The 22464-nt window shown below is 50.0% G+C and carries 25 protein-coding genes; 14 read left to right on the top strand and 11 right to left on the bottom strand.

What is annotated here, in order from left to right; genetic code table 11:
- The first annotated feature begins 1 nt into the window (after nucleotide 1).
- Entirely contained in the window at nucleotides 2-1153 is a 1152-nt protein-coding gene (locus AWM70_RS09225) for an ABC transporter permease (RefSeq protein ID WP_068695726.1), read from the top strand.
- Nucleotides 1154-1239: 86 nt separating this feature from the next.
- On the opposite strand, the gene AWM70_RS09220 is transcribed toward AWM70_RS09225, so the two are convergent.
- Entirely contained in the window at nucleotides 1240-1722 is a 483-nt protein-coding gene (locus tag AWM70_RS09220; protein ID WP_068695724.1) for a DinB family protein, read from the bottom strand.
- 121 nt (nucleotides 1723-1843) lie between these two features.
- Between AWM70_RS09220 and AWM70_RS09215 the strand changes: the two genes are divergently transcribed.
- Both AWM70_RS09215 and AWM70_RS09210 read left to right on the top strand, forming a co-directional pair.
- Nucleotides 1844-2809: a helix-turn-helix transcriptional regulator gene (locus AWM70_RS09215; protein ID WP_068695722.1), complete on the top strand. Its 966-nt coding sequence runs from the start codon at nucleotides 1844-1846 to the stop codon at nucleotides 2807-2809.
- A 128-nt stretch (nucleotides 2810-2937) separates the two neighbouring features.
- A complete protein-coding gene (locus AWM70_RS09210; protein ID WP_068695720.1) occupies nucleotides 2938-3552 on the top strand; it encodes a TetR/AcrR family transcriptional regulator in 615 nt (204 codons plus the stop codon).
- Nucleotides 3553-3684: 132 nt separating this feature from the next.
- Here AWM70_RS09210 and AWM70_RS09205 read toward each other — a convergent pair whose 3' ends face one another.
- The 8 genes from AWM70_RS09205 to AWM70_RS09170 all read right to left on the bottom strand — a co-directional run bounded on the left by AWM70_RS09205 (nucleotide 3685) and on the right by AWM70_RS09170 (nucleotide 11919).
- Nucleotides 3685-5394, bottom strand: coding sequence for an adenine deaminase C-terminal domain-containing protein (locus AWM70_RS09205; protein ID WP_068695718.1), 1710 nt, complete (start codon nucleotides 5392-5394; stop codon nucleotides 3685-3687).
- A 20-nt stretch (nucleotides 5395-5414) separates the two neighbouring features.
- The gene (locus AWM70_RS09200; protein ID WP_068695716.1) at nucleotides 5415-6479 is read right to left on the bottom strand and encodes an ABC transporter ATP-binding protein; all 1065 of its coding nucleotides are present in this window, start codon (nucleotides 6477-6479) and stop codon (nucleotides 5415-5417) included.
- A gap of 15 nt (nucleotides 6480-6494) precedes the next feature.
- Complete coding sequence (locus AWM70_RS09195; RefSeq protein ID WP_068695714.1) at nucleotides 6495-7283, bottom strand: ABC transporter permease; 789 nt, start codon at nucleotides 7281-7283, stop codon at nucleotides 6495-6497.
- A 6-nt stretch (nucleotides 7284-7289) separates the two neighbouring features.
- Nucleotides 7290-8111, bottom strand: a complete 822-nt coding sequence (locus AWM70_RS09190; protein ID WP_068695712.1) for an ABC transporter permease — start codon at nucleotides 8109-8111, stop codon at nucleotides 7290-7292.
- Between the two features lie 18 nt (nucleotides 8112-8129).
- The gene (locus AWM70_RS09185; protein WP_068695710.1) at nucleotides 8130-9071 is read right to left on the bottom strand and encodes a nucleoside hydrolase; all 942 of its coding nucleotides are present in this window, start codon (nucleotides 9069-9071) and stop codon (nucleotides 8130-8132) included.
- 92 nt (nucleotides 9072-9163) lie between these two features.
- Entirely contained in the window at nucleotides 9164-10255 is a 1092-nt protein-coding gene (locus AWM70_RS09180) for an ABC transporter substrate-binding protein (RefSeq protein WP_068695708.1), read from the bottom strand.
- Between the two features lie 274 nt (nucleotides 10256-10529).
- Nucleotides 10530-10877: a DUF2294 domain-containing protein gene (locus AWM70_RS09175; protein ID WP_068695706.1), complete on the bottom strand. Its 348-nt coding sequence runs from the start codon at nucleotides 10875-10877 to the stop codon at nucleotides 10530-10532.
- 193 nt (nucleotides 10878-11070) lie between these two features.
- Nucleotides 11071-11919, bottom strand: coding sequence for a TrmB family transcriptional regulator (locus tag AWM70_RS09170; RefSeq protein WP_068695704.1), 849 nt, complete (start codon nucleotides 11917-11919; stop codon nucleotides 11071-11073).
- A gap of 186 nt (nucleotides 11920-12105) precedes the next feature.
- On the opposite strand from AWM70_RS09170, the gene AWM70_RS09165 reads away from it, so the two are divergent.
- The 5 genes from AWM70_RS09165 to AWM70_RS09150 all read left to right on the top strand — a co-directional run bounded on the left by AWM70_RS09165 (nucleotide 12106) and on the right by AWM70_RS09150 (nucleotide 15809).
- A complete protein-coding gene (locus tag AWM70_RS09165) occupies nucleotides 12106-13083 on the top strand; it encodes a DMT family transporter (protein WP_068695702.1) in 978 nt (325 codons plus the stop codon).
- Nucleotides 13084-13257: 174 nt separating this feature from the next.
- Complete coding sequence (locus AWM70_RS09160; RefSeq protein ID WP_068695700.1) at nucleotides 13258-13869, top strand: hypothetical protein; 612 nt, start codon at nucleotides 13258-13260, stop codon at nucleotides 13867-13869.
- Between the two features lie 269 nt (nucleotides 13870-14138).
- On the top strand, nucleotides 14139-14447 hold the full coding sequence (locus AWM70_RS23820) for an NUDIX domain-containing protein (RefSeq protein ID WP_237167873.1): 309 nt from the start codon (nucleotides 14139-14141) through the stop codon (nucleotides 14445-14447).
- Between the two features lie 190 nt (nucleotides 14448-14637).
- Entirely contained in the window at nucleotides 14638-14838 is a 201-nt protein-coding gene (locus AWM70_RS22705) for a GrpB family protein (RefSeq protein ID WP_083180206.1), read from the top strand.
- 371 nt (nucleotides 14839-15209) lie between these two features.
- Nucleotides 15210-15809 (top strand): YdeI/OmpD-associated family protein, encoded by a 600-nt coding sequence (locus AWM70_RS09150; protein WP_068695698.1) that lies wholly within the window; start codon nucleotides 15210-15212, stop codon nucleotides 15807-15809.
- A 13-nt stretch (nucleotides 15810-15822) separates the two neighbouring features.
- Here AWM70_RS09150 and AWM70_RS09145 read toward each other — a convergent pair whose 3' ends face one another.
- Nucleotides 15823-16227 carry a carboxymuconolactone decarboxylase family protein gene (locus tag AWM70_RS09145; protein ID WP_068695696.1) on the bottom strand — a complete coding sequence of 135 codons (405 nt, stop codon included), beginning with the start codon at nucleotides 16225-16227 and terminating at the stop codon, nucleotides 15823-15825.
- Nucleotides 16228-16324: 97 nt separating this feature from the next.
- Here AWM70_RS09145 and AWM70_RS09140 point away from each other — a divergent pair, with 97 nt between their 5' ends.
- Both AWM70_RS09140 and AWM70_RS09135 read left to right on the top strand, forming a co-directional pair.
- Nucleotides 16325-16723 carry a MerR family transcriptional regulator gene (locus AWM70_RS09140; RefSeq protein WP_335582152.1) on the top strand — a complete coding sequence of 133 codons (399 nt, stop codon included), beginning with the start codon at nucleotides 16325-16327 and terminating at the stop codon, nucleotides 16721-16723.
- 134 nt (nucleotides 16724-16857) lie between these two features.
- Complete coding sequence (locus AWM70_RS09135; protein ID WP_068695694.1) at nucleotides 16858-17853, top strand: SPL family radical SAM protein; 996 nt, start codon at nucleotides 16858-16860, stop codon at nucleotides 17851-17853.
- On the opposite strand, the gene AWM70_RS09130 is transcribed toward AWM70_RS09135, so the two are convergent.
- Nucleotides 17850-19013, bottom strand: coding sequence for a VanZ family protein (locus AWM70_RS09130; RefSeq protein WP_068695692.1), 1164 nt, complete (start codon nucleotides 19011-19013; stop codon nucleotides 17850-17852). The genes AWM70_RS09135 and AWM70_RS09130 overlap by 4 nt on opposite strands.
- A gap of 533 nt (nucleotides 19014-19546) precedes the next feature.
- Between AWM70_RS09130 and AWM70_RS09125 the strand changes: the two genes are divergently transcribed.
- The 4 genes from AWM70_RS09125 to AWM70_RS09115 all read left to right on the top strand — a co-directional run bounded on the left by AWM70_RS09125 (nucleotide 19547) and on the right by AWM70_RS09115 (nucleotide 22396).
- Nucleotides 19547-20107, top strand: coding sequence for a DEAD/DEAH box helicase family protein (locus tag AWM70_RS09125; protein WP_068695690.1), 561 nt, complete (start codon nucleotides 19547-19549; stop codon nucleotides 20105-20107).
- Nucleotides 20108-20169: 62 nt separating this feature from the next.
- On the top strand, nucleotides 20170-20703 hold the full coding sequence (locus AWM70_RS09120) for a GNAT family N-acetyltransferase (protein WP_068695688.1): 534 nt from the start codon (nucleotides 20170-20172) through the stop codon (nucleotides 20701-20703).
- Nucleotides 20704-20711: 8 nt separating this feature from the next.
- On the top strand, nucleotides 20712-20933 hold the full coding sequence (locus AWM70_RS23440; protein ID WP_169823378.1) for an NUDIX hydrolase: 222 nt from the start codon (nucleotides 20712-20714) through the stop codon (nucleotides 20931-20933).
- Nucleotides 20934-21382: 449 nt separating this feature from the next.
- Nucleotides 21383-22396, top strand: coding sequence for a glycoside hydrolase family 130 protein (locus AWM70_RS09115; protein WP_068695686.1), 1014 nt, complete (start codon nucleotides 21383-21385; stop codon nucleotides 22394-22396).
- The last annotated feature ends 68 nt before the right edge of the window (nucleotides 22397-22464 follow it).

The raw sequence follows: 22464 nt of genomic DNA, 5'->3' as shown, positions 1-22464 counted from the left end.
CATGAAAGATTTATGGTGGCTTTCGCGCCGAACGTTGTCGGCTGCACTCCGCAAGAAATCCGGTTGGATCATGCTGTTCATTCTCCCGGTAGCAGGTGTGCTGATCAGCATGCTGATCTATGGAGGCGGCACCAGCAGCGTGCTCCGGGTGGGCCTTGTCAACCAGGATGGAGACAATCCGATCACGCAGAACACGATGGCATTCATACTCAATATGAACCAGGCGCAGGTAACGATCGCGACTGATGAGGAGTCGCTGAAGAAACGTATCGCATCGGGGTCCCTGGACACCGGTATCGTACTGGAAAGCGGCTTTGCCGAGCACGTGCGCAGCGGGCAGCCCGAGGGGCTGACCCTGCTTTCGGTCAAAGGGGCACAGGTGACGGCGTATCTGAAAGCCCTGCTTCATAATTATATCGCCAATATAGCTTCGATCGGTGCAGCGGCCGAGCAGAACCCGGCTTTATTTGATCAAATTTATAAGGAATATAACGAAAGTCATTTCAAACTTGATGCTTCGCTCGTGCAGGATACTTCGAAGGCCAAAAATATGACCTATCAGTCCATGGGTTTTCTGATTGCCTTTATGATGTTCTCGGCATGCAACCTGACTCATTTAATTCTGAAGGAAAAGGAAAACCGCACTTATCTGCGGCTGCTGACCTCTCCCATTTCAGCTAAAACGTACGTGCTTTCAAACGTGTTAGTCAATATCGTTCTCTTAATGGTGCAAATGGCGCTGACGCTGGTTGTGCTGAAAGCCGTGCTGGGCATTGACTCCGGGGTACCGACAATTGAGCTTGTTGTCGCGCTGTTCCTGTATGGTCTGGCCGCGATTGGGTTATCGTTAGTCATTGTGGCATTCGCCAAAAATTCCAGCATGTCAGGAGCCATGCAGAATCTGATTATTACGCCAAGCTGTCTCTTGGCAGGCTGCTATTTCCCGATGGACATCATGCCGGACAGCATCCGTAAAATCGCGACGTTTCTCCCGCAGCACTGGCTGCTCGAAACGGTTAATGACCTGCAGAAGGGGACGCCCTTTGGCCATCTTTATCTGAATTTGCTGATCCTAGTGGCTTTTGCCGCGGCTTTTGGCCTCATTGCCGTCTACAGGTTCAGCCGGAATAACGATACACGGACCTTTGTATAAAAGAGAAGACGCTTCTGCAAACAAAAGCCAATCCGGTAGTCCGGATTGGCTTTTGTTCATGATATGAGCTTCTACGTAAGATAGCTCTAATATAAATCAAACATGTTGACTTCATAGCCTTGCATCTTCAGATAGGTAAACAGCTGACCGCGATGGTGCTGGGCATGGGTCACAATTTCGACCAGCCATTTGGCCTGCGAGGAACCATGGTCCATGTAGAAGGGTTTGGTTTCTTTATGCCAGAAATCCTGTTCGCTTAAAGCCTCCATGTAGCGTTTCAGCTCGTCGAGGCCTTGTTCCATAAGGGGACCTAACGCCGACGGAGCCGCCTCTGCGAATTGTCCTTCCAGCTGCCGGATATCGGACTCCGGGCGTTCCTGAAGAATCAGCAGGTCCACGGCAGGGATGGCAGCTAGATGGTCAGCCAGCTCTTTCACAGTTCTCATGTTCTCGCGCGGCCGGAAGGACAAGTCTTCGGGTTTGATTTTGCTGATCAGGCCGGTGGTGGTCCGCACGATCAACTGAAGTTCTTCAAACAAAAGCCGTTTCATTTCTTGTGCAGCAGTCATGTCATACACTCCATTCGGTTGGGGATGCCGGACATCCGGAGATGCTGGGCTTGTCTCTTATTTTAATTTATAATAGTGACAAGTATTGTCATGATCACAGCAAAAAATAAGGGGATAGGGGATGTCAAAATCAAAACGGCTGATGGAGCTGATGCTTGCGGTGCACCGCAAGCGCCATTTTACCGTGAAGGAGCTGGCGAATGAATTCGGTGTTTCGCCGCGGACAATCCTGCGCGATTTGCAGGAACTCGGGGAGCTTGGGGTTCCGCTCTATTCCGAGGTTGGCCCCCATGGGGGCTACCGGCTGCTGAATGAGCGGATGCTGCCGCCGATCGCGTTCAGCGAGGAGGAGGCTGTGGCGGTCTTTTTCGCAAGCCATGCGCTCCGCCATTACCGGGACATTCCGTTCCAGACGGAAATTTCTTCGGCCCTCAGCAAATTCTATCTGCATATGCCGCAGGATGTCCGGGATAAAATCGACATCATGCGGGACCGGGTCGATTTTCAGGTTCCGCAGAGGCCGCAGGAATCGCCTCATCTGAATTTGCTTCTGCAGGCAGCGATTGAGCAGCAGGTGGTGCGTGCTGAATATGATGGCCGAAAGGGTCTGGAGGTTCGGGAAATTTTACCTGTGGGCATCTATGCCAGCGGTGGTCTATGGTATTGCCCGGCGTACTGTTATGGCAGGCAGGATTACCGTTTGTTTCGCTGCGACCGGATTCTAACTGCGGAGATCGTTCATGCGCCTGAGTCTGAAGCCCCGCAGACCGGGCAGGTGGACCTGAAGAATTGGAACAGCGTACATCATGCCCATTCCGAATTTGTTGATGTCAGCGTTGAGCTCAGCCGCGAGGGCTGCCGAAGGTGTGAATCGGAACTCTGGCCGCTGCTCAAGATCCTGAAAAGGGAAGACGGGAGCGGCCGGATTGACGGCCGGATTTTGAGGTCGGACCTTCCATTTTTCGCGAGTTATTTCACGGGTTTGGGTTTGGATGCGAAGGTGAACGAACCCGCCGAGCTGGTGTTGGCCATACGCCGGCAGCTTGCTGCCTTGCAGGAGGCCTACAGCCAGGGGGACGAGGCATGAGAACGGACGTATAGAAGATTTGGGGCCGTTAGCTGGCGAAAGCGAGTTGACAGATGGCGACCTTCCGGTTATGCTGAGCGTAGAATGAACGTTCTATTTGCATGTGGATTTGATTTGGAGGAATGCAGGTGTTTAACAATTACAACAAAGTAGAGCAGGCAGTGCTAGAAACGACACTTCGGCTGATTATCGAGAAGGAGCTTCAGGCAACCTCGATGTCGCTGATCGCCAAGGAATCCGGAGTTTCAACGGGCAACATTTACCATTATTTTTCGAGTAAGGAAGAAATCATAAACGAGCTGTACAGAGGCATTGTCAAATTCAACGGCGAGTTTGTGACACGTGAACTGTTTACCGATGAACCGATCCAAACTCGTTTTGAGCGGGCGTGGAGGTATGTAGCTGAGCTTTGCCAGACGTATTCCGAGGGATTCCGTTTCATCGAACAATATTCTTTCTCGCCGTATATTACGGAGTCGACGAAGCAGGAGGCCTATAAGGTGGGCTGGTGTGCGCCTTTAGCCCGGCTGTACGAGGAGGCGGTGGAGCAGGGGCTATTTATTGAGCTTGATCCTGAAATGATGGTGCAGATGCATTACGGTTCGATGGTCTACTTGATCAAAGGACAGCTTCAGGGGTACTTCCCTGTAGAGGAGCGTGCTCTGCGCCAGGTCATTCAGTCTTTCTGGGCTTCGGTCAGCCAAACCCAAGCGGACACGAAGAAAGCTGGATCCGGAACCTGACGGCATTACCAGAAAGATAAAGAAAAAACCGCGCTCATGCTGTAAAGCTTAAGCGCGGTTTTTCTGGTGTATTGTGGTCTTTATGTGTTTATTAAAGGAAAGATCTGTTGGAATTTGAGGCTCAGTGATTGCTTAGTCCACCAACAATGAAACCACTTGGCCTTTATTGACGTCGATCAGGCCCCAGTCGGTGATCTTGAGCGCCGGGCTGACGGCCAGCGAATGCGTGCTGATCGACATGATCGGATTGTAGTGCTTGTAGCCAAGCGATTTCATCGCGGCACGCAGCTTCTGAACCTTGCGGCCGGCAGCCTCCAGTGGTTCCTCGGTCAGAATCCCGCCGACCGGAAGCTCCATCATGGCCAGAATTTGTCCATTCTCCACGGCGCAGAAGCCGCCTTGGCTTTGAATGACCGCATTGGCAGCCACCATCATATCGTAAGGATTGCGGCCGACGACCAGCAGATTATGGTTATCATGCGAATAAGTCGTGGCGATGGCGCCGCGCTGGATCGTATCGCCGTCAATAAGGCCGTAGGCGCGGTTGCCGTTCTTCCCGTAACGTTCAAAGGTGGCGATCAGTCCGTGGCCGCTGTTTTGCCAATCCAGCAAACCTTCCGTTACCGTAACGGGCACATGGCGTTCCTCGGTGAAAGTAGAACCGTCCTTCACCACCATCATCCGGGCCGTACGGGTTCCGTCCGCCATGTCCAGCTTCACCTGGAAATCGGCTTCGGATAACGGGCTGAGCCGGACACTGGTGTAGAAATGCGGCGGGAATTGGCCGGAGCGGGCGGTCTGGCCATAATCGTTCTGATAATCGAACACTTTGGCGCCATTTTTATAAACTTCGTCAATGACCAGATGCTCCAGGTCCGATACGAGCAGGAAATCGGCGACCTTGTTTGGCGCAATGCTGCCGCGGTCGTGCATCTTCATCCGCCGGGTTGGCGTATAGGTAGCGGCATAAATGGCGTCCTCCGGCTTCATGCCCAAGGCAACGGCTTTACGGACGATATGGTTCAAATGGCCGTCTTCAATGAAAGCATCGGTCATGACATCGTCGGTCACAAAGCAGAAATGCTCGGCTACATCGTGCTGAAGCAGGTAATCCATCACTTCGGGGGTCATCGATTTCTCCTGGATTTCGATAAACATGCCCGCTGCGATGCGGGCTTCCATGCCTTCAATGCTCTGATGGGTGTGATCGGAATCAACGCCGGCGGCGATCAGCTGGTGTAGATCAAGATCAAGCAGCTTCGGCGTATGGCCTTCGATGATCAAATCCGGATAGTGGCTGCGGACGTGGCGCAAAATCTGATTCGTTTTACATTCCGGGTCTCGGATGACATCGACGTAATTCATAATTTCCCCTAGGCAGGCGATCGTCTCCGTTCTCAGAAGCTCGTCCATGTCTTCAATTTCGATTGAACCGCCTGTGGTCTCCATCGGGGTTGCCGGAACAGAGCTGGGGATGGCATAAAACATATCAGCCGTGCAGTCTTTGCTGGCGGCCATCATCTGTTTGACACCCTCCAGACCAAACACGTTGGCCATTTCGTGAGGTTCGGGCACGATGGTTGTTACCCCGTTCTTAATGAGCCCGTAGGAAAAAGAAGCGGGCGTCACCATCGAGCTCTCGATATGCAAATGAATGTCGACAAGGCCCGGAATCATCCAGCGTCCTTTGGCGTCTATGACTTCCTCAGCTTCAAACGTCTCGATTCCCCGGCTCCCGATATACAGGAATTTGCCGTCCTGAACAGCAACATTGGCTGCATCAAATCTCTTGTAGTAACTGTTGTAAACCTTTGCGTTCACAATTAATTGCTGTACGTTCATGAGTTTAGCTCCTGCCTACCTTAATCCACCAATACCATTCTGTCTTGAGGGAATGCAAGGTTTATTCTTTGTCCGCTGAGATAAGGGGTGTCCATTTCCTGATTGACTGTAAACTCGCCAAATTCGGTATCCACGACGTATTGATAGCTGCGCCCGAGATACGTGCTGACTTTGATGATGCCCGGCACAACGTTGTCCAGCTCGTCGGAAGCGCTGTTCTGCGGCAGCAGCAGCAAATCGTCCGGCCGGAACGCGCCTTTGAGACCGCTGGATTTGGCTGTGCCCGGGTTCCTGGAGGCCTTGAATTCGCGTCCGCCCAGGTTCAGCACAAATTCGCCGTTCTCTTCGCGGCGGCTTGCGAACTCCAGGAAGTTCTGAAATCCGATAAAGCGGGCTACATATTCGCTGGCCGGGTAGCGGAAGATTTTGGCCGGGGCATCAAGCTGCTCGATATTGCCTTTGTTCATGATGGCCACCCGGTCGGAAATCGAGAAACATTCCTCCTGATCGTGGGACACGTAAACGGTGGTAATGCCCAGCTCCTGTTGGATGCGGCGGATTTCCACCCTCATATTGACCCGCAGATTGGCGTCGAGGTTGCTGAGCGGTTCGTCGAACAGCAGCAGCTCCGGTTCGATGACAAGCGCGCGGGCAATGGCTACCCGCTGACGCTGGCCGCCGGACAACTCGCGCGGATAGCGGCCTTCAAAGCCCCCAAGGCTGACCACCTCGAGAATCCGCATAACGCGCTGCTTCACTTCCGCGTCTTTCACTTTGCGCATGCGGAGGCCGAAGGCGACATTTTCATAGACACTCAGATGGGGAAACAGGGCGTAGCTTTGAAACACAAACCCGAAATTGCGTTTGTTGACCGGCATCCGGGTATAATCTTTGCCGCCGAACATAAACTTGCCGTCCTTGGAATCCAGAAAACCCGCGATCAGGCGCAGGGTGGTCGTCTTGCCGCAGCCGCTTGGGCCAAGCAGGGAAACGAGCTGTCCTTGTTCGATGTTCAGGTTAAAATCTTCTAATACTAGCTGGTTGTTGTAAGCAACCGATATATGCTCCAAGCTTAAGAGCGACATTGAGTCTCGCCTCCATTAGCGTTTTGTAAAATAAGACAATCCCATCAGTTTCTCAATCCCGAACATTAGAATGCCGGTCAATACCATCAGCAGGACGGAAATGGCCGCGATCGTCGGGTCGAAATAATTCTCTACATAAGTCAACATTTGAATCGGCAGGGTACTTACGCCCGGACCGGTCATAAACAAGGAGATGTCCACATTGTTGAACGACTCCAGGAACGCGATCAGCACGGCGGCGATAATCCCGGAACGAATGTTGGGCAGAACCACCTTGAAGAACGTCTTGAGCGGTCCCGCGCCGAGACTGAGCGCTGCTTCTTCTATCGCGAAGTCAAAGCTGGACAAGCTGGAGCCTACGACCCGGATGATGAACGGCAGCATGATGACGGTATGTCCAACAAGCAAACCCGCATAAAGAGGCAGGTGATACGTAACGAGCAGATATTTAAGCATCGTAAAGCCAAGCACAATGCCCGGAATCAGCACGGGGGAGAGGAACGCAGCGTTAAGCAGGTCCTTGCCCTTGAAGCTGAACCGGTTCAGCGCATAAGCGGCCGGAATGCCGAGCAGCAGCGACAAAATATTGCCGAGCAGTGAAATGATGATGGAGGTTGTAAAAGTCTTCGGAAACATCTGGACTTCGAAAATATGCCGGTACCAGTGCAGAGAAAATCCGTCCGGCGGAAATTTGAGCACGGTTCCGGGTTCAAAGGAGGTGATCGAGATAATCAGAAGCGGGCCCAGCAGAAATAGATAGACCAGCAGACTGAATAGACCAAGTCCCCACTGTTTATTCCGCATCGTTGTCTACCCCTTCGGATTTAATTTGTTCGCCCATTTATTCATCAGCCCCACTACAACAAACGTAATAACGATCATGATCGTGGCGATGATGGAAGCCGAATACCAGTCGTTCAGCGTCATGGCGTTCTGGTACAGGAACGTCGAGATTACACGCTGTTTGCCGCCGAGCAGGGCGGGGGTCGTATACGCTGTCAGACTGCCGACGAAGACGAGAATACCGCCGATAATCAGACCAGGCATGGCGAGCGGGAACACGATCTTGAAAAAGGCTTTGGCCCGCGATGCGCCAAGGCTTTGCGCAGCCGTCATCAAATCGCCGTCGATGTTCTCCAGTACGCCGACAAGTGAAATGATCATCATCGGCAGGAACAGGTGCAGCATGCCGATCATCATGGCGACTGGCGTATATAGAATGGTCAAAGGTTTGTCAATCAGTCCGATGTCCACCAGCAAATTGTTGATCAGACCTTTGCGGCCTAAAATAATCATCCAGCTGAACGACCGGACGACCGGACTGGTCAGCAGCGGGAAGATTGCGAGCGCAAGCAGGACGCCTTTGCGGCGGGGCGCTTTCTGCGAGATGTAATAGGCGACGGGCAGGCCGAGCAGAATACTCAGCAGCGTCGCGGCAACGCTGACTTCAAGCGTGGTCAGCAGGATTTTCAGAAAATAAGGGTCTTTGAAATAATCGACATAACCGGATAAGGTGAAGCGTTCGGCCTGGAAAAAAGTCGAGCCGATCGTCAGCACAATCGGAATGATCATAAATACAGACAAAAACAATAAGCCTGGCAGCAGCAGCCAGTAAAGGTACGTTTTCTTCATATCCAACTCCTGTTCCCGTCAGCCTGCTTCAGGACGGTTTAAGGTATCGACAAACAGCTGAATGAAAGCCTGCTCGTTAAGGTCCATACATACTTCCACATTAGCGGGCCGTCCGAGGCGGTTCTGAAAATCGCAGACGGTTTGGCCGTCGCACAGCTCGCTGCGGGTTTCCACATCTACGTAATAAGGTTTAGTGGTGACCAGTTCGGGATGAATGGCCGCAGCCACAGCCAGCGGATCATGCATGGCGCAGGCACGTACTCCGTTGCGTTCTTCGTAGCGGTCGAAATAAGCAGAGGTGCTGTCCGCAACGTATTCCCGAATGCGGGGATCGGTCAGCTTGGCAATGTCATCGGCGCGGAGCAGCGCTCTGCGGGTGACATCAAGGCCTACCATCGTCAGCTTCCGGAAACCGGCGTGCAGGACCGTACGGGCTGCCTCCGGATCCACATACGCGTTGTATTCCGCCGTCGGCGTAATATTGCCGAGTCCGCCGGCCACACCGCCCATAAAAAAGACTTCGGCCACGTGATGGATCAAATCCGGGCATTTATGAAGCGCCAAGGCCAGATTGGTAAGCGGACCGGTCATAACCAGCGTTACTTCGCCGGGATAGCGGAGGACAGTCTCTACGATAAAGTCGGGACCAAAGCCGGCTTCGGGCCGTTTGGACGGCTGCATATCGAGCAGGGCGCCGCCCAATCCGTCATTCCCATGGACCCGGTGTTCAAATACGGGCTTGCGAATAAGCGGTTTATCGGCTCCGGGGATGACCGGAATAGAAGAGGCTCCAAGGAATTCCGTGATTTTACAGGTGTTCAGGGTAGCCTGCTGTAAGGAAACGTTGCCGTTCACGGTTGTAATGCCCTCGATTTGAAAAAAGCCGCTTTTGACGGCGAGCATGATGCCTAGGGCATCGTCGATACCGGTATCCACATCCAAAATCAATCGTCTGGTCATATCATGGTCTCCTGTGTTTGGATAATAGAACCTGCATCCGCGGTTGGCGGATGCAGGCGGGGTGAGGCTGTATTTGTCAATGAAGTTCAAGCTTATTGAGCCAGTTCACGGTTCCAGCGGTCAGTCCATTCTTTCATGTTGTCGTTAACGAATTTCATGTCCAGTTTCACTAGACCGTTGACGATTTCAGGACCGTAAGTGATGCCTTCGGTTTCGGCATCGGTCAGTTCAACCTTTTCGTTAACCGGGGAGTCCACTTTCGCTTTGGCGGAAGCTTCCTGTACCTCTTTGCTGAGATGCCAGTTGATGAATTCTTCGGCGAGTTCTTTGTTTTTGCTGCCTTTAACGATGTTGACGGTGTTCATGATGGCATAAGCGCCTTCTTTAGGAGAGACGAATTTGGCATCAGGCACAGCTGCTTTCAAATCTTTGAAATAGGATTCCATGATCGGTCCGCCGGCAATTTCCTCCTGGGAGAACATGTTCACGAAATCGGAGGTTTGCGTGTAATATTTCACGACGCTGGGATTCAGCTCCTTCAGCTTCTCAAACGCTTTATCCTCGTTAAAAGTGGTTTGCATAGCAACATTGGAAGCCGCATCCAGAATCATAGGACCAGCCGTTGCCGTGATGTTCGGCAGGGCCAGGTTATTTTTGAAGTCGGGACCCCACAGGTCGCTCCAGGACGTCACTTCTTTTTTCACCATAGAAGGGTTATAGACAATACCCAAACGGCCAACAGTGTAAGCAGGACCGTAATCCTCGCCAAGCGGTGCTTTGGCAATGCCGTAAATGTCGTTGATGTTAGGGATTTTGCTGCGGTCGATCTTCTCAAACAAACCTTCGTCAATCGCCTGCTGCGCGTAATAATCGGACAGGTACATGATGTCCACGCTGGAGCTGCCTTGACGGATCTTGTTCAAACGTTCGGCGTTGTTGCCGGTCTCGACCACGATTTTGACGTTATGGGCTTTCTCAAATGGGGCATAAACCTCTTGGTTGAAGAAATCTTCGGAGAAACCCCAGGTGGAAATAACCAGCTTGGTGGGTTCGCCGCTGCCGCCAGTGTTAGCCGAGCTTTCGGCCGAGCTGCTGCCTGCTTGATTGGTGTTGTTTGAGCCGCATCCGGCAAGAAGTAAAGCGGCAAGTGCTGCGGAAGCTAGTCCGCCCATCCATTTTTTCATTGTTCATAACCCTCCATGAAATATAGTTCTATTTTTCTGAAACAAAGATTGCATTCCGGACGCACCAGTAGATCTTCAGTATGGCTCCGGCTGTTCGCTCCTGGACCGTAGTTTGGCCATGCACCCCCTTGAAAAAGTCAAGAAATAAAAAAAGAAAAGCATTCTTGTAGAGACAAGAACACTTTTCCTTTGTAAACAAAGTCAAGCGGAACCCGCTAATAGAAGGGAGGTCTTTCCTTAAGATAGATCAAAAAGAAAAATCCGTCCTATAAAGTTATGATGGTTCCCGCACAATGACATTCGTAACCGCCCATTGGGTTGCAGCATCGTAATCGCGAAGGAGTGTCTCAATTTCCAGTCCGAGCTGCTCTTCCAACTTCTCACGAAACTTCCGTTTGTACAGCTGCGACATATGGAAGTCCACTTCCAGCTTCAAGCCGGGCGCTTCATCTTCCAGAGCTGCAGAACGGGGAGAACGGCGGTGCTTGGCGTAGAAGCTGACGATGTTGCCTTCTACGTTAGCTCTCAGCAGGGTCGTTCCAAAGCCAAACAATTCTTTCGAAATCTCATTGTAAATCTGGCACATTTTCTTCTTGCTTTCATTGCTGTCCAGCAGCGTCATAATCCACCTGCCTGATTAGTTCGCCTTCTTGTAACGTAAGTTATTATACAAGCATTTTGTCGAACTAGCAAGAAAATTAAGCGATTTTACTTGAAAAAATCAACCTGAAAACGAACATAGTCATAAACCGCAGGTCAAAACGTACGGTTTTGCTGCTGCGGTTTATTGATGGCTGGACTCCTGAAAGCAGCGGTCAGGTCTCAGGTCCCAGGCCGAGCTTGACGGCCATCCTGAAGCCGGACGGACCATAGTTGTATTTCTTGCGCAGGTTGATCAAATCGGGACCAAACGTCTGCTCCAGGGTCGGACGATGCGCACGCAGCAGCTCGAAGATGTACAAGTCATGGATAATAACCTCCGTGATCGGCATCACCAAAGCGGGGTGCACCGTCCAGGCAGCCCGGCTGTCTGCGCCAAGGGAGACGATGCCCGCGATCACTTCACGGTCGTCCATACTGGCCACGATCCAGCGTCCCCCGTATTCCCAAGTGACCTCTTCACTTGAATCATGAGGGAATACCTGGGCAAAGTCGAAATCAAGCTCTCCGTAAACCACGATCAGAATTTCTACTCCCCGTGCAGCCGCTTGCCTTAACTCTGGTTCCAGCATTTTGGCCTCTTCGGTCCAAATCTCGAGCAGCACTCTTTCGCCGGCACGTCCAATCGCTTCCGCTGTTCGGCTCAAAATGGCTTCGGAACCGGTGATATTCCAAATTTGCTCACGGTTTGAAGCCACCTGAGTGTAGCGGGAAAGAGCTTCCGCCGCCGCGTCTAGTGAAGACTTCATCTTGTTCTTCTTAAGGCGAATCAGCTCCTGAGGGGGGAGCGGGGTGTATAAGGCCGGTTCTTCATGGCTGACCATGATCTCGCCCCGCTCTACAAGCCCGCTTAACACCTCGTAAATCTTCGAGCGGGGAACACCCGAGTTCAAAGAAATCGCGTATCCCGACAACGGCGATTTATCGAGCAGTGCCAAATAGGCTTTAGCTTCATATTCCGTGAAGTTCAAGTCCTGGAGCATACGGATCATTTCTGATGTCATAGGTTGTACTCAATGCCTCCCGGTACGCCAACGTCTTGCGACATATGACGGTTCAATTTTATTTCCTTCCATTATTACATTTCTTGTGCTTGACAGTCCATATAACGAATGTTATACCTGGAATATAAGTGGCTACAAAAGTAGCTACTATATTCACGGGTGATCCATTCGACGGGAGGAGCATTCATGAACAGGTTAACGGAAGGTGCAAAAATACAAACAGTTAAAGTGCGGAAAACCGCCTTTAACTTTCATCTGGCAGCGGCTGTAATCGCCGTTTTATTATGGAGCACTTCATTTGTGGGCACCAAGCTGGCTTATCAGTCTTTTCCTCCGCTAACCGTTGGAGCCGCTCGTTTTGCCGTGGCTTCCGTTATATTGGGGGCGCTGCTTGTCCTTCGAAAAGAATTTTATTGGCCTCCGCTCCAAGATCTGGGCTGGATGGTGCTGAGCGGACTACTGGGAATTACCCTGTATTTTTCGCTTGAAAATATCGGGCTGGGCTGGACCTCGGCCTCCAGCGCCGCTTTGATCGTGGCTTCTTATCCGGCTATTACGCTGCTGCTGGAATTTATCTTTTTCCGGATCATAACCTCCTGGATCAAGGGCCTAGGCATTATAACGGCGATTGCTGGTGTGTATGTCGTAACAGGAGGAAGTGTGGACGGGGGCATTCATTCCGTCAAAGGCAATTTAATTCTGGTGGCAGCGGGAGTCGTATTTGCCGCTTATAATTTCTCCACCCGCAAAGTTGTCGGGAAATATTCGATGGTTACCGTCTCGTTCTATCAAAATGTATCGGGAACTCTTTCGTTTATCCCGCTTGCCTGGTTTGAACACAAGCAGTGGGTCGGGCCGAATGCGCAAGCTGTTTGGATGATCGTTTATCTGGGGTTGTTCTGTTCCGTGGCGGCTTTTATGCTTTATAATTACGGGCTGCGCAGACTTCATTCCGGAACGGCGGTAGCGCTGCTTAATCTGGTTCCGGTGTTCGGCGTATTGTTCTCGTCGATGTTCCTGCACGAAGCACTTCATGCAACGGATTGGATCGGAGGATTTATTATCCTCGCCGGGGTTATTTTAAGCGTAACGGAGAAGAGAAAGAAACCTGGGAGCCGCAGGGATCAAGGCGAAAGTCCTGACAGCCGGAGGGGTACTTTATAGGATTAGGCGAGAGCGCGTTTGTCGTTCTTGCCTTTTGTTTGTTTGAGGGAAAGAGCGAATGCCAGGGAGTGGAATTTAGATAGGTCTCATCTCCAGTTATTAGGTATAATGGAGTGAGGATAACTGTTTACGCTTACGAGTCGCAGTGAATTTGTTCTTTGAGGGGGAGGGAGTATGGCGGCTTCCGGAGATTTCTTGAAAAAACTTAAGCTGATCTTGCTTCTCCTGCTGATTACCGCTTTGGTTGCAGGAGCCGTCTATATCATCATGGGCAGGATAGGCCGTCCAATCGATGTAGCCGTCCGCGGGATCAACTATCAGCTTGGTCCTGAAAACAGCAAGGTTCTAGAGCCTGAGACGCTTCATCTAAAAGGAACTTTGTATAGAAGCTGGAAAGGCTCAAGAACTTTCAAAGGTTCGGTTACATTTGATCATCAGACGATTGAGGTACCGAAAGGGAGTGAAGAGGCTACCATTTCCTTTGATAAAAAGGGATATGGCTCTGTCTGGTATTGGTATTCTGAGAATAACGAAACTGCAGTTCCGCAGGTTTACAGCAGCGGGGCTTTGTTTGCCAGTGCAGACTTCAGCACGGTTACGTTTCTGAGGTACAGGGACTACACGGCCAAAAACGGTACGATCCAAAAGGAATGGAGTGGTGAAGACGGCTTCATGTTTGCAGGACCGGCTGCAAGCCGGGAAGAGGCGCTTGAGGTGTCAAACCGGTTGATGAAGGAATATCTAACCGATAACGGTTATGCTGGCGGTAGATTCGTCTTGAAATAGAAAAGTTATAGGTCCTTTCTCTGTCATTAAGGAGTTGATTTAGGATAGCCAAACTAGTGATGCTCGGCGACCTGATCGAGACTGGTTTTTGTTTGCATTCCTGCCCCATTGGGATGGCATAGAGGAAGCTGTTGATGCGGTAAATCAGTATGCTGGGGAACACCAAGCTTCTGTTTCTATATGGTGAAAGACGGCGGCGGAGTTGGGTTTGATCAGCAGAAGATCGGACAGTTTGGAGAGGTCAGAATAGCAGCAGCGGGTTAAGAACTATGTTCTATGTCAATTCGAGGGCCATTATTGAACGTTTTAGCGGGGACGAAACCGAGATTCTCCTACAAAGAAGGACAAAGCCGGATTCTCTGTTTAAGCTTGAGCTTCCAGGAGGAAGGATTGACCCCTTCGAGTCCTTAATAGAAGCTTTAATCAGAGAAGTTAAAGAAGAAACCGGGTTTGATATTTCAAAAATTGAAGATGTGGAAACAAGAGTAGATACGGTCGGGATGAACCCGGCATTTGAGCTTGAATGCCTGAAACCTTTTGCGGCTTATCAGACTATCAAAGGCCAGTTGATTCGGTAGGTCTTTATTTCAGATGCCAGGCTACGGGGAATTTACTTGAGACAGGCGATGACACCTCGGAGACAAATGGATGAACGTGAAAGCGGTGAGAGATTTGTTCCGGCAGGATCCCTTAGGTTTTTCGGATGTAGACAGAGCTGGAATTAAATATTATTTGAAGTTTAAGGGCTTGTTAACATGAGAAGGGAACTTGTTATTTCGAGATTATTTGAGGGGACATCCAGAGGACTGTTTAAGGTATGAGGCAGAAAAACGGCGATTGATGAACTTATATCCACTGGATCGGATTAAATACGTGGAAGGCAAAGGAACGATGGTATGGGATATTTTAAGACAAGCACATCTTTGGTCACAGGAAACGGGCTGGAAACCAGGGGAGGCGGATCTTTAGATGCGTAATAAAAAATATTGGATCCTCCTGCCGCCTTTTTTGATAACGGCAATCTTGTTAGCGATCTATTTACCTCACAGGCCCTATGCCTTATTTACCTTAGTTGTGTTCTGGGCAGTGTATTATTGCTGGGTATATTTCGATAAAAACAAAACGAGCTGACTCCTTCTATAATCCTGTGGGATACCTGTTAATAAAAGAGGGGGCGACACCCTCTTCACCGCGTGCTGTTGTCGATCCAGAACCGAAGAACAACATTGCCGTCTTCTTCATTTGGTAGCCAGAGGATCCCGTGATAGAATGGCAATGGGACTAGCTATACATTTCGCTGGCCAAACCCCATAAAAAATAACCCTCTGAGGTGTTTCTGGATGACAACTAACAGAACCAATCCTAAAGTTGAAGAATTTCTGAGCAAAGCAACCAAGTGGAAAGATGAATATGTAAAACTGAGAGCCATTGTTCTGGACAGTCACAGCGAGCTGATTGAGGATTTTAAATGGATGCATCCTTGCTATACCTTTAATGGCAAAAACATCGTTATCATCCACGGATTTAAAGATTATTGTGCACTTCTGTTCCACAAAGGGGCTTTGATGAAAGATCCCGCAGGGATTTTAATTCAGCAAACGGATAAGGTTCAAGCGGCACGTCAGATTCGGTTCACAAACGTTGAAGAGATAACCGCACTTGAAACCACTTTGAAGGCGTATGTTCAGGCGGCTATTGAAATTGAACAAGCCGGGCTAAAAGTCGATTTCAAACAGACGTCTGAATACACCGTTCCCGAAGAGCTGGAGCAGAAATTTGCTGAAATGCCCGCACTCAAGACGGCTTTTGAAGCCTTGACACCCGGGCGTCAAAGAGCGTACCTGTTTTATTTCTCGGAAGCCAAGCAGTCCAAGACCCGAGTGTCCAGAATTGAAAAATATGTTCAGCCTATTCTTGACGGAAAAGGTTTAAACGATTAAAACTTCATCCATTTCATGGTCCGCAACTTTCCTGTTTCGCAGAAACTCCTCGTTTGGCAATAACGTCTTTAGCCACAGAAATGGCGTTTAGCACTTTGGGGAAACCCACATACGGAACGCAATGCATGATCGCCTCAACCACCTCGCGGGGCGTGAGACCTACATTCAGGGAAGCGTTGATATGAACGCCGAGCTGGGGCTCGCACCCGCCTTGAGCGGTGAGCGCAGCAAGCGTGATCAGCTGGCGCTGCCTGGCATCAAGCGTGTCACGTGAATAAATGTCCCCGAACGCAAATTCGACGATATAAGTTCCGAGATCGGGGGCGATCTCTTTTAACGATTCAATTACCCGCTCACCACCTTCACCATCGATTTGCATCAGTTTGTCCCAACCCCGCTTGTAACGCTCATTGGTCATCTTTAATTCCTCCTTATGGATTGATATTTCAAAGCTTATCGTTTAGAGCGCGCTCTAAGGCAACCCCTCTTTTTCGGGCTTGTGCTATAATCGCCTCATGAACATGAATAAGAACAAGACTACCTATTCCATTCAACAAATCGCGAAATTGACAGGTTTGACGGACCATACTTTGCGTTATTACGAAAAAATCGGCCTGCTGAACGGAGTTCAGCGTGACGGTATCGGGTACCGTCAATATTCGGAACAAGACATGGCTTGGATTCAATTCCTGATCCGTTTACGGGAGACGGGGATGAAGATCGGGGAGATGAAACGTTTTTCGGAACTGCGCAGCCTGGGTGAGGGGACTATAAGGGAGAGACGTGAGCTGCTAGAATCCCATCGAGAGGGTATTTACGCCCAAATGGCTGCATTAATGGAAAATGTGAAAGCTATTGAAGATAAAATTCAGGTTTACAGCGTCATGGAAGACGAAATGAAACCAGAGGAATAAGACTGGCAAGGCATGAGCGGAATCATGCGTGGACTTGATAAATCGTATCCCATAAATTTACATATTCTAAATAAGGATAAGGGATTTGGTTTGTGTTACAATGAGAACAAATGTTCTTGTTAGGAAGCTGAAGCATGGCCAAGACGTATGAGCAGATTCATGCCAAGCAGACACTGACCAAAGTGAAAGAAGAACGTATGCCCTTTGAATGGTCGATCAATCCGTACAGAGGCTGCGCACATGGCTGCAGCTTTTGTTATGCCCGGGGGTTTCAGGGGTTTATTGATAAGCAGGCTAATGATGAGTTCCAGAACCATATCCTGTTGAAAATGAATGCAGCCGAAGCGCTGGAAACGCAGCTGTCCAAACTGGCCGTCCGGTATGCCCACGATTTGGAGGCGGTCCGCCGCCATATCGGACGGGTGGCTATCGGAACGGTTACCGATCCTTATCAGCCGGTGGAGAGCAAAACCCGCATTACGCGGGAATGCCTGAAGGTACTGGCTAAATACCGGATTCGCACGTCGATCACGACACGTTCCCCGCTTATTCTGCGGGATCTTGATCTGCTGCAGGCGATGGACGATATTTTGGTCAATATCAGCATCGGTTCGCTTGACGCGAAGCTGATTCGTCTGCTGGAGCCTGGTGCTCCATTGCCATTCAAACGGCTTGAGGCGCTGGAAGCGTTAAGCGGAAGCGGCATCCGGACGGGCGTGTTTGTTGCGCCGATCCTGCCTTTGCTGACCGATGACAAGGAGGGGCTGGAGGTCCTCTTTGCAGCTGCCCGAAAGGGCGGAGCTGACTTTGTCATGACTTCCCTGCTGCGGTTATCTCCGGATGTGAAAGGCTGGTATTACAAGACGCTGTGCGAACATTTTCCGGAGAAGCTGCAGGCTTACAGGGATTTATACCAAGGAGGGGCTTACACGGACGAAAGTTACCGCGAACGCATCCGGCGAATAACCGACGAGCTGCAGCTGAAATATGCTTTAACGGGAGATGAAACCTCTAAAGTTAAGAGGGAGGCGTCTAGTACCGATAGCCGCGGAGCCTTATTGTCCAAAGCCGCGGCCCTGGAGGAAATTGCCGGGGAGCTGCCCGTGGAGCAGCTGTCGTTCGGCTTTTAAACCGGGTCTGCCGGGTTCGAATCCCCGTCCGGCTCCGTTTGGTTCCGGCCTCCCTGAACCGGCGGATTTTTTTCCGGATGCCATGTGATTTTGTGGGCGGTTCGGCTGATTTTTTCGTAAAACAGAACCGGGTTTCTGCCGATAAGATGCTGGATCAGATGAAGCAGGAAACAGGCATCCATCAAGAATAGGCCCAAACCACCTGCCACCCGCCCAACCGCGTGCATCTCCGTAAATGCGCGGAGAAACAGCAAATTTAAGCCGGCGAGGAGCCAATATAAAATTCCGTACCGCAGAACCAAGGATAACAGGGATAACCGGCCGCCCACTCTCTCAAGGTGAATGCGGACCAGCCATTTGCCTAGCGTGCGTCCTCCGGTAATCCAAGGGAGAAGCATAAAATAAAGGCCCGTAGAAACCACATAAGCGGACGGCCCGTGCAGATGGAGTGCGAAAAGCGCCGCGAGCACCAGCTGCCAGGCGAAGAAATCGAAAAACAAGGCGACGCCCCTGCGCGTGTAAGACACTCTTTTTGCGGCAATGTCGACGTTGCGATCCAGATTTGCCGTCTGGGGCAGAAAACGCGTCAGCCAGTGAGCCAGCAAAAATCCCACCACGCCTCCGAGCGTATTAGTAATCAGGTCGTCAACGTCAAACACCCGGTAAGGGTGATCGTAATAACCGTAAATGCCCGTCAGCTGCGTTACCTCGAACAAGAGGGAAAGCAGAAAAGACAGTAAGAAGCAGCGAATCCAGCGGGTGCGGAAATAATAACGTAAAATCATGCCGTAAGGAACGGTTAATGCCACATTAAAAACGACCTGCAGAAAAGCCCTCTCTACGAACAAATGCCAATAGGTCGAAGGTTTATCCGGTTGTACAAGGGTTTCCTTCATGATGTCCTTAATAAAATGAAATGGAACCGCCTGAACGCTTCCGCCCGCCAAAGCCAGGTTATGCCGGGAAGCCGGGAAAGGAAGGACCACCAAATAAACCGCGTTCATCAGATAAAGCAGAAACAGATAGAGAAGAACCGCTCTGATCTTGTTAATATAGCCGTGTTTCCGGTATTGGACCACAAGAAAAGGCAGGGTGAACAGCAGTGCGGCAACCGGAAAGGTCAAAAATGCATAAGAAATCGGGAACAGAAAAGACGACATCGTAACACCTTCCAAACGTTAATTAAAGATCCTGCAGCAATACAATACGCGGCTTCTGCCGCTGTAAAGGCCCAATTATCATAACATAAAGCCATTGAGTTTTAGGTTAAGAAGGGTTTAAGGATTCCTTAAAGTTTTTCGCGTCAGCGTATTATTCATTCCGAAGCTGAGCAGAAAATAAACACGGCGATCTGACCGGGAATTTCCACCGGCCGCAGGTCGTCGTTTTTCATGAGATATTTATTAAGAGATTTAGAGCCAAAGCCCGTCAAACCGCTTGAGTCGATCCCCCGACGGATTAACCTGCGGAAATGCGGATCTAAAGATTAAGGCCGCATTCCGGGAATTCTTAACATGAAAACAGGATTATGAGAAAGCCGTCTTGAATAGTTAATCATCCTCAATATCTTCATGAATCATGAGCAGGTTAAAGGACGCCGGTGTTAAAATTTTTCCATTTAGTTATGGCTGCTTTCGAGCCGGTAGACTTTGCTCAAGAGGCTGAAAAGCGATTATAAGGGAGGAGGAACCGTATGCATTTCGTACTTATTTTTGGTCCGCAAGCGGTGGGGAAAATGACGGTAGGCCAAAGTCTGGCAGCCAAAACTCATTTCAAGCTGTTTCACAATCATATGTCGATTGAATTTGTGGCGCCCTTTTTTGAATATGGAACGCCTTCCGGTAATCGGTTGGTGAGTCTGATCAGGCAAGGGATTTTTGAGGAAGTTTCGCAAAGCGGCATGGATGGCTTTATCTTCACGTATGTTTGGGCATTTGACCTGCAGCAGGATGGGGAGTACGTCGAAGGAATCACGAAATTGTTTGAATCCAGAGGCTGGACGGTTTATTGGGTGGAACTTGAAGCGGATCTCGAAGAAAGGTTACACCGCAACCAAACGCCAAATCGGCTCAAACATAAGCCGACCAAACGCCATTTAGAGAAATCGGAAGCCAATTTGATCAGAACACATGAGAAGTATCGACTGAACTCTTTGCCGGGAGAAATATCGAGGGATCATTATCTGAGAATCAATAATACGAAGCTTGGGCCGGATGAAACCGCGGAAATGATTAGGGAACGATTTCAATTTTAATTCAGGAGCAGTGAGAAATACATTTGTGAGATAAAGTTCCTAACGGACGGGAGAGTCAACCTATGAACGCTAAACCTGAACCGGAAAATTTCGTTCTTAGACCTATTACCATGGGCGATCTGGATGCAGTTTTGAGTTGGAGCCAAGACGAGTTGTTTTGTTCGGCCAACGGATGGGAGTTGAACAGAACACCGGACGAGACGAAGGAGTGGTGGAGCCGCTGTGTAAGCGGGCAGGCGGAGGACTTTTTGCGGATGGGAATTCAATACGAAGGTAAGCTGATCGGCTATGCGGATCTGGCTTTTATTCAGGGGAGTTCGGCTGAGCTGGGTGTTGCGATTGGCGATTCTTCCTTGTGGGGGAAAGGGCTTGGAGCTATGGCAGCCCAGCACTTGATGGCCTATGCTTCACGGGGGCTGGGGCTTACTCTATTTCTGGCAGAAGCGGAGGAAACCAACCTGAGATCAAGAAACATGCTGAAGAGAATTGGTTTCGGGGAAGTTGGCAGGCTGACAACGTTAAAGGGTTCGGGAGACGAAGAAACGGTGATGATTCGCTATCAGCTTTCTTTACAGGGCAATGCCTACAAAACCTGATTGATGGCGTGATTCGTGAAATCAAAGAGGAAAGTGGAATAGATGCCACAGTCAGCCATTTAATTAGTGTAATTTCGAATACAGCGGTACATAAATGGTATGACGGAGTAACTGACGTTCCTACTAAGGTCATGTTTGATTTCGTGTGCCGAGCTGTAGGCGGAGAGTTAGCTACTTCAGATGAAACAAGCGAAAGTAAATGGGTTCCCAAGGAACAGGTGCTGGACTAAATTATATCGAATACGTCACAGCGACCACTTCAGAATGTAGGGTCAAGCTTGAAAGACGTGTATAGAGTATCGGATATCGTTTAATAAGCTCGTATTTTAAAAATAATTCCTATGATCCGATAGAAGAACAGCCAAACAACCGCCTTCATGGCGGTTTTATTTGGTTTAACTTTCATCAGCAGCTGTTAAAGCAGGTTATTAAAATACATAAAATTAACGGATAGAATCGCAATTTTACGGGATATTTTCAAATCCCAGGCCGGTTTATTATAGAATTAACCCGAACATGAATCAGAAAAAGATGCCTTTAAACATTATAACGTTATGTTATATACTCCGGATTTATCGCTAGATTTCGGATGATTTCGAAACTTTCTGGGATATGAGCAGCCGGAAGGCGGGGCTATAATGGCTTTAATTCTATGTACTGGAACAAGGAGGCGGAATTCATGAAAATCACTAGACATCCTGAAAACCCGATTGTCGTCCCCGGCGAATATGAATGGCGGCTCGCGACGGTGTTTAACCCGGCCGTTGTGAAGGATAACGGCAAATATTACATGATTGAACGGACAGCGGGTTCGCTGACCCCGTGCAAAAACTTCCTTGGTTTGCTGGAAAGCGAAGACGGCGTGCATTTCAAACATGTTACCGACCAGCCGGTCGTAACACCGGATATGCTCGGTTTTCCGTACGGAAGCGTACAAGATCCCCGCATGGTCAAAATCGGAGACACGTTCTACATGACCATCGCAGTCCGTCCTTGCGCCATGAACTATTACCCAACGGGCACCGGCATTCCGGAACGTTCGATTCCCACTTATCCGGACGGCTGGGGCGAAGAGGAAGGGCACTGGCTGACCCGCTCCGTTCTGATGTCCTCCCGGAATCTGATCGACTGGGAATACGTTACGACCACTACTCCGCTTGAGATCAATGACCGCAACAATGTGTTATTCCCAGAGAAGATCAACGGCAAATACGTCCTGCTCCGCAGACCTGAAGAATATATCGGAGAAATGTTTGGAACCGATCAGGCTGCAATCTGGATTTCTTATTCCGATGATCTGATCAACTGGAATGCACCTGTCCTGCTGGCGAAGGCGGAGAATGAATGGGAAGGCAAAAAAATCGGCAGCTCTACGCCGCCAATCCGTACTGAACACGGCTGGCTGCTGCTGTATCACGGCGTAGATCAGAACACCGTTTACCGGGTAGGGGCGATGCTGCTGGATCTGGAGAACCCGAATAAAGTGCTGGCCAGAACTTCCAACTTTATTATGGAGCCGGAAACCTATTACGAGAAATTCGGCTACCAGATTCCCAATGTCATTTTCCCGACTGGCTGCGTATTGGATGAAGGCATTCTGCACATTTATTACGGGGTTACCGATACGGCGATCGCCTTGGCGACTGTTCCGCTCGAAGACATGCTTAACCATCTGCTGGAGCAGAAGGTATAAAAAGCAGCCCGGGTAACGAAATCCTGCATTAGTGGAAGCAGATGGAAAGGAAAGGACAGACTAAGCGA

Source organism: Paenibacillus yonginensis, assembly GCF_001685395.1.
GTDB classification, from domain to species: domain Bacteria; phylum Bacillota; class Bacilli; order Paenibacillales; family Paenibacillaceae; genus Fontibacillus; species Fontibacillus yonginensis.
Note: the sequence above shows the minus strand (reverse complement) of the source record. Positions and strands in the feature narration are given on the sequence as shown.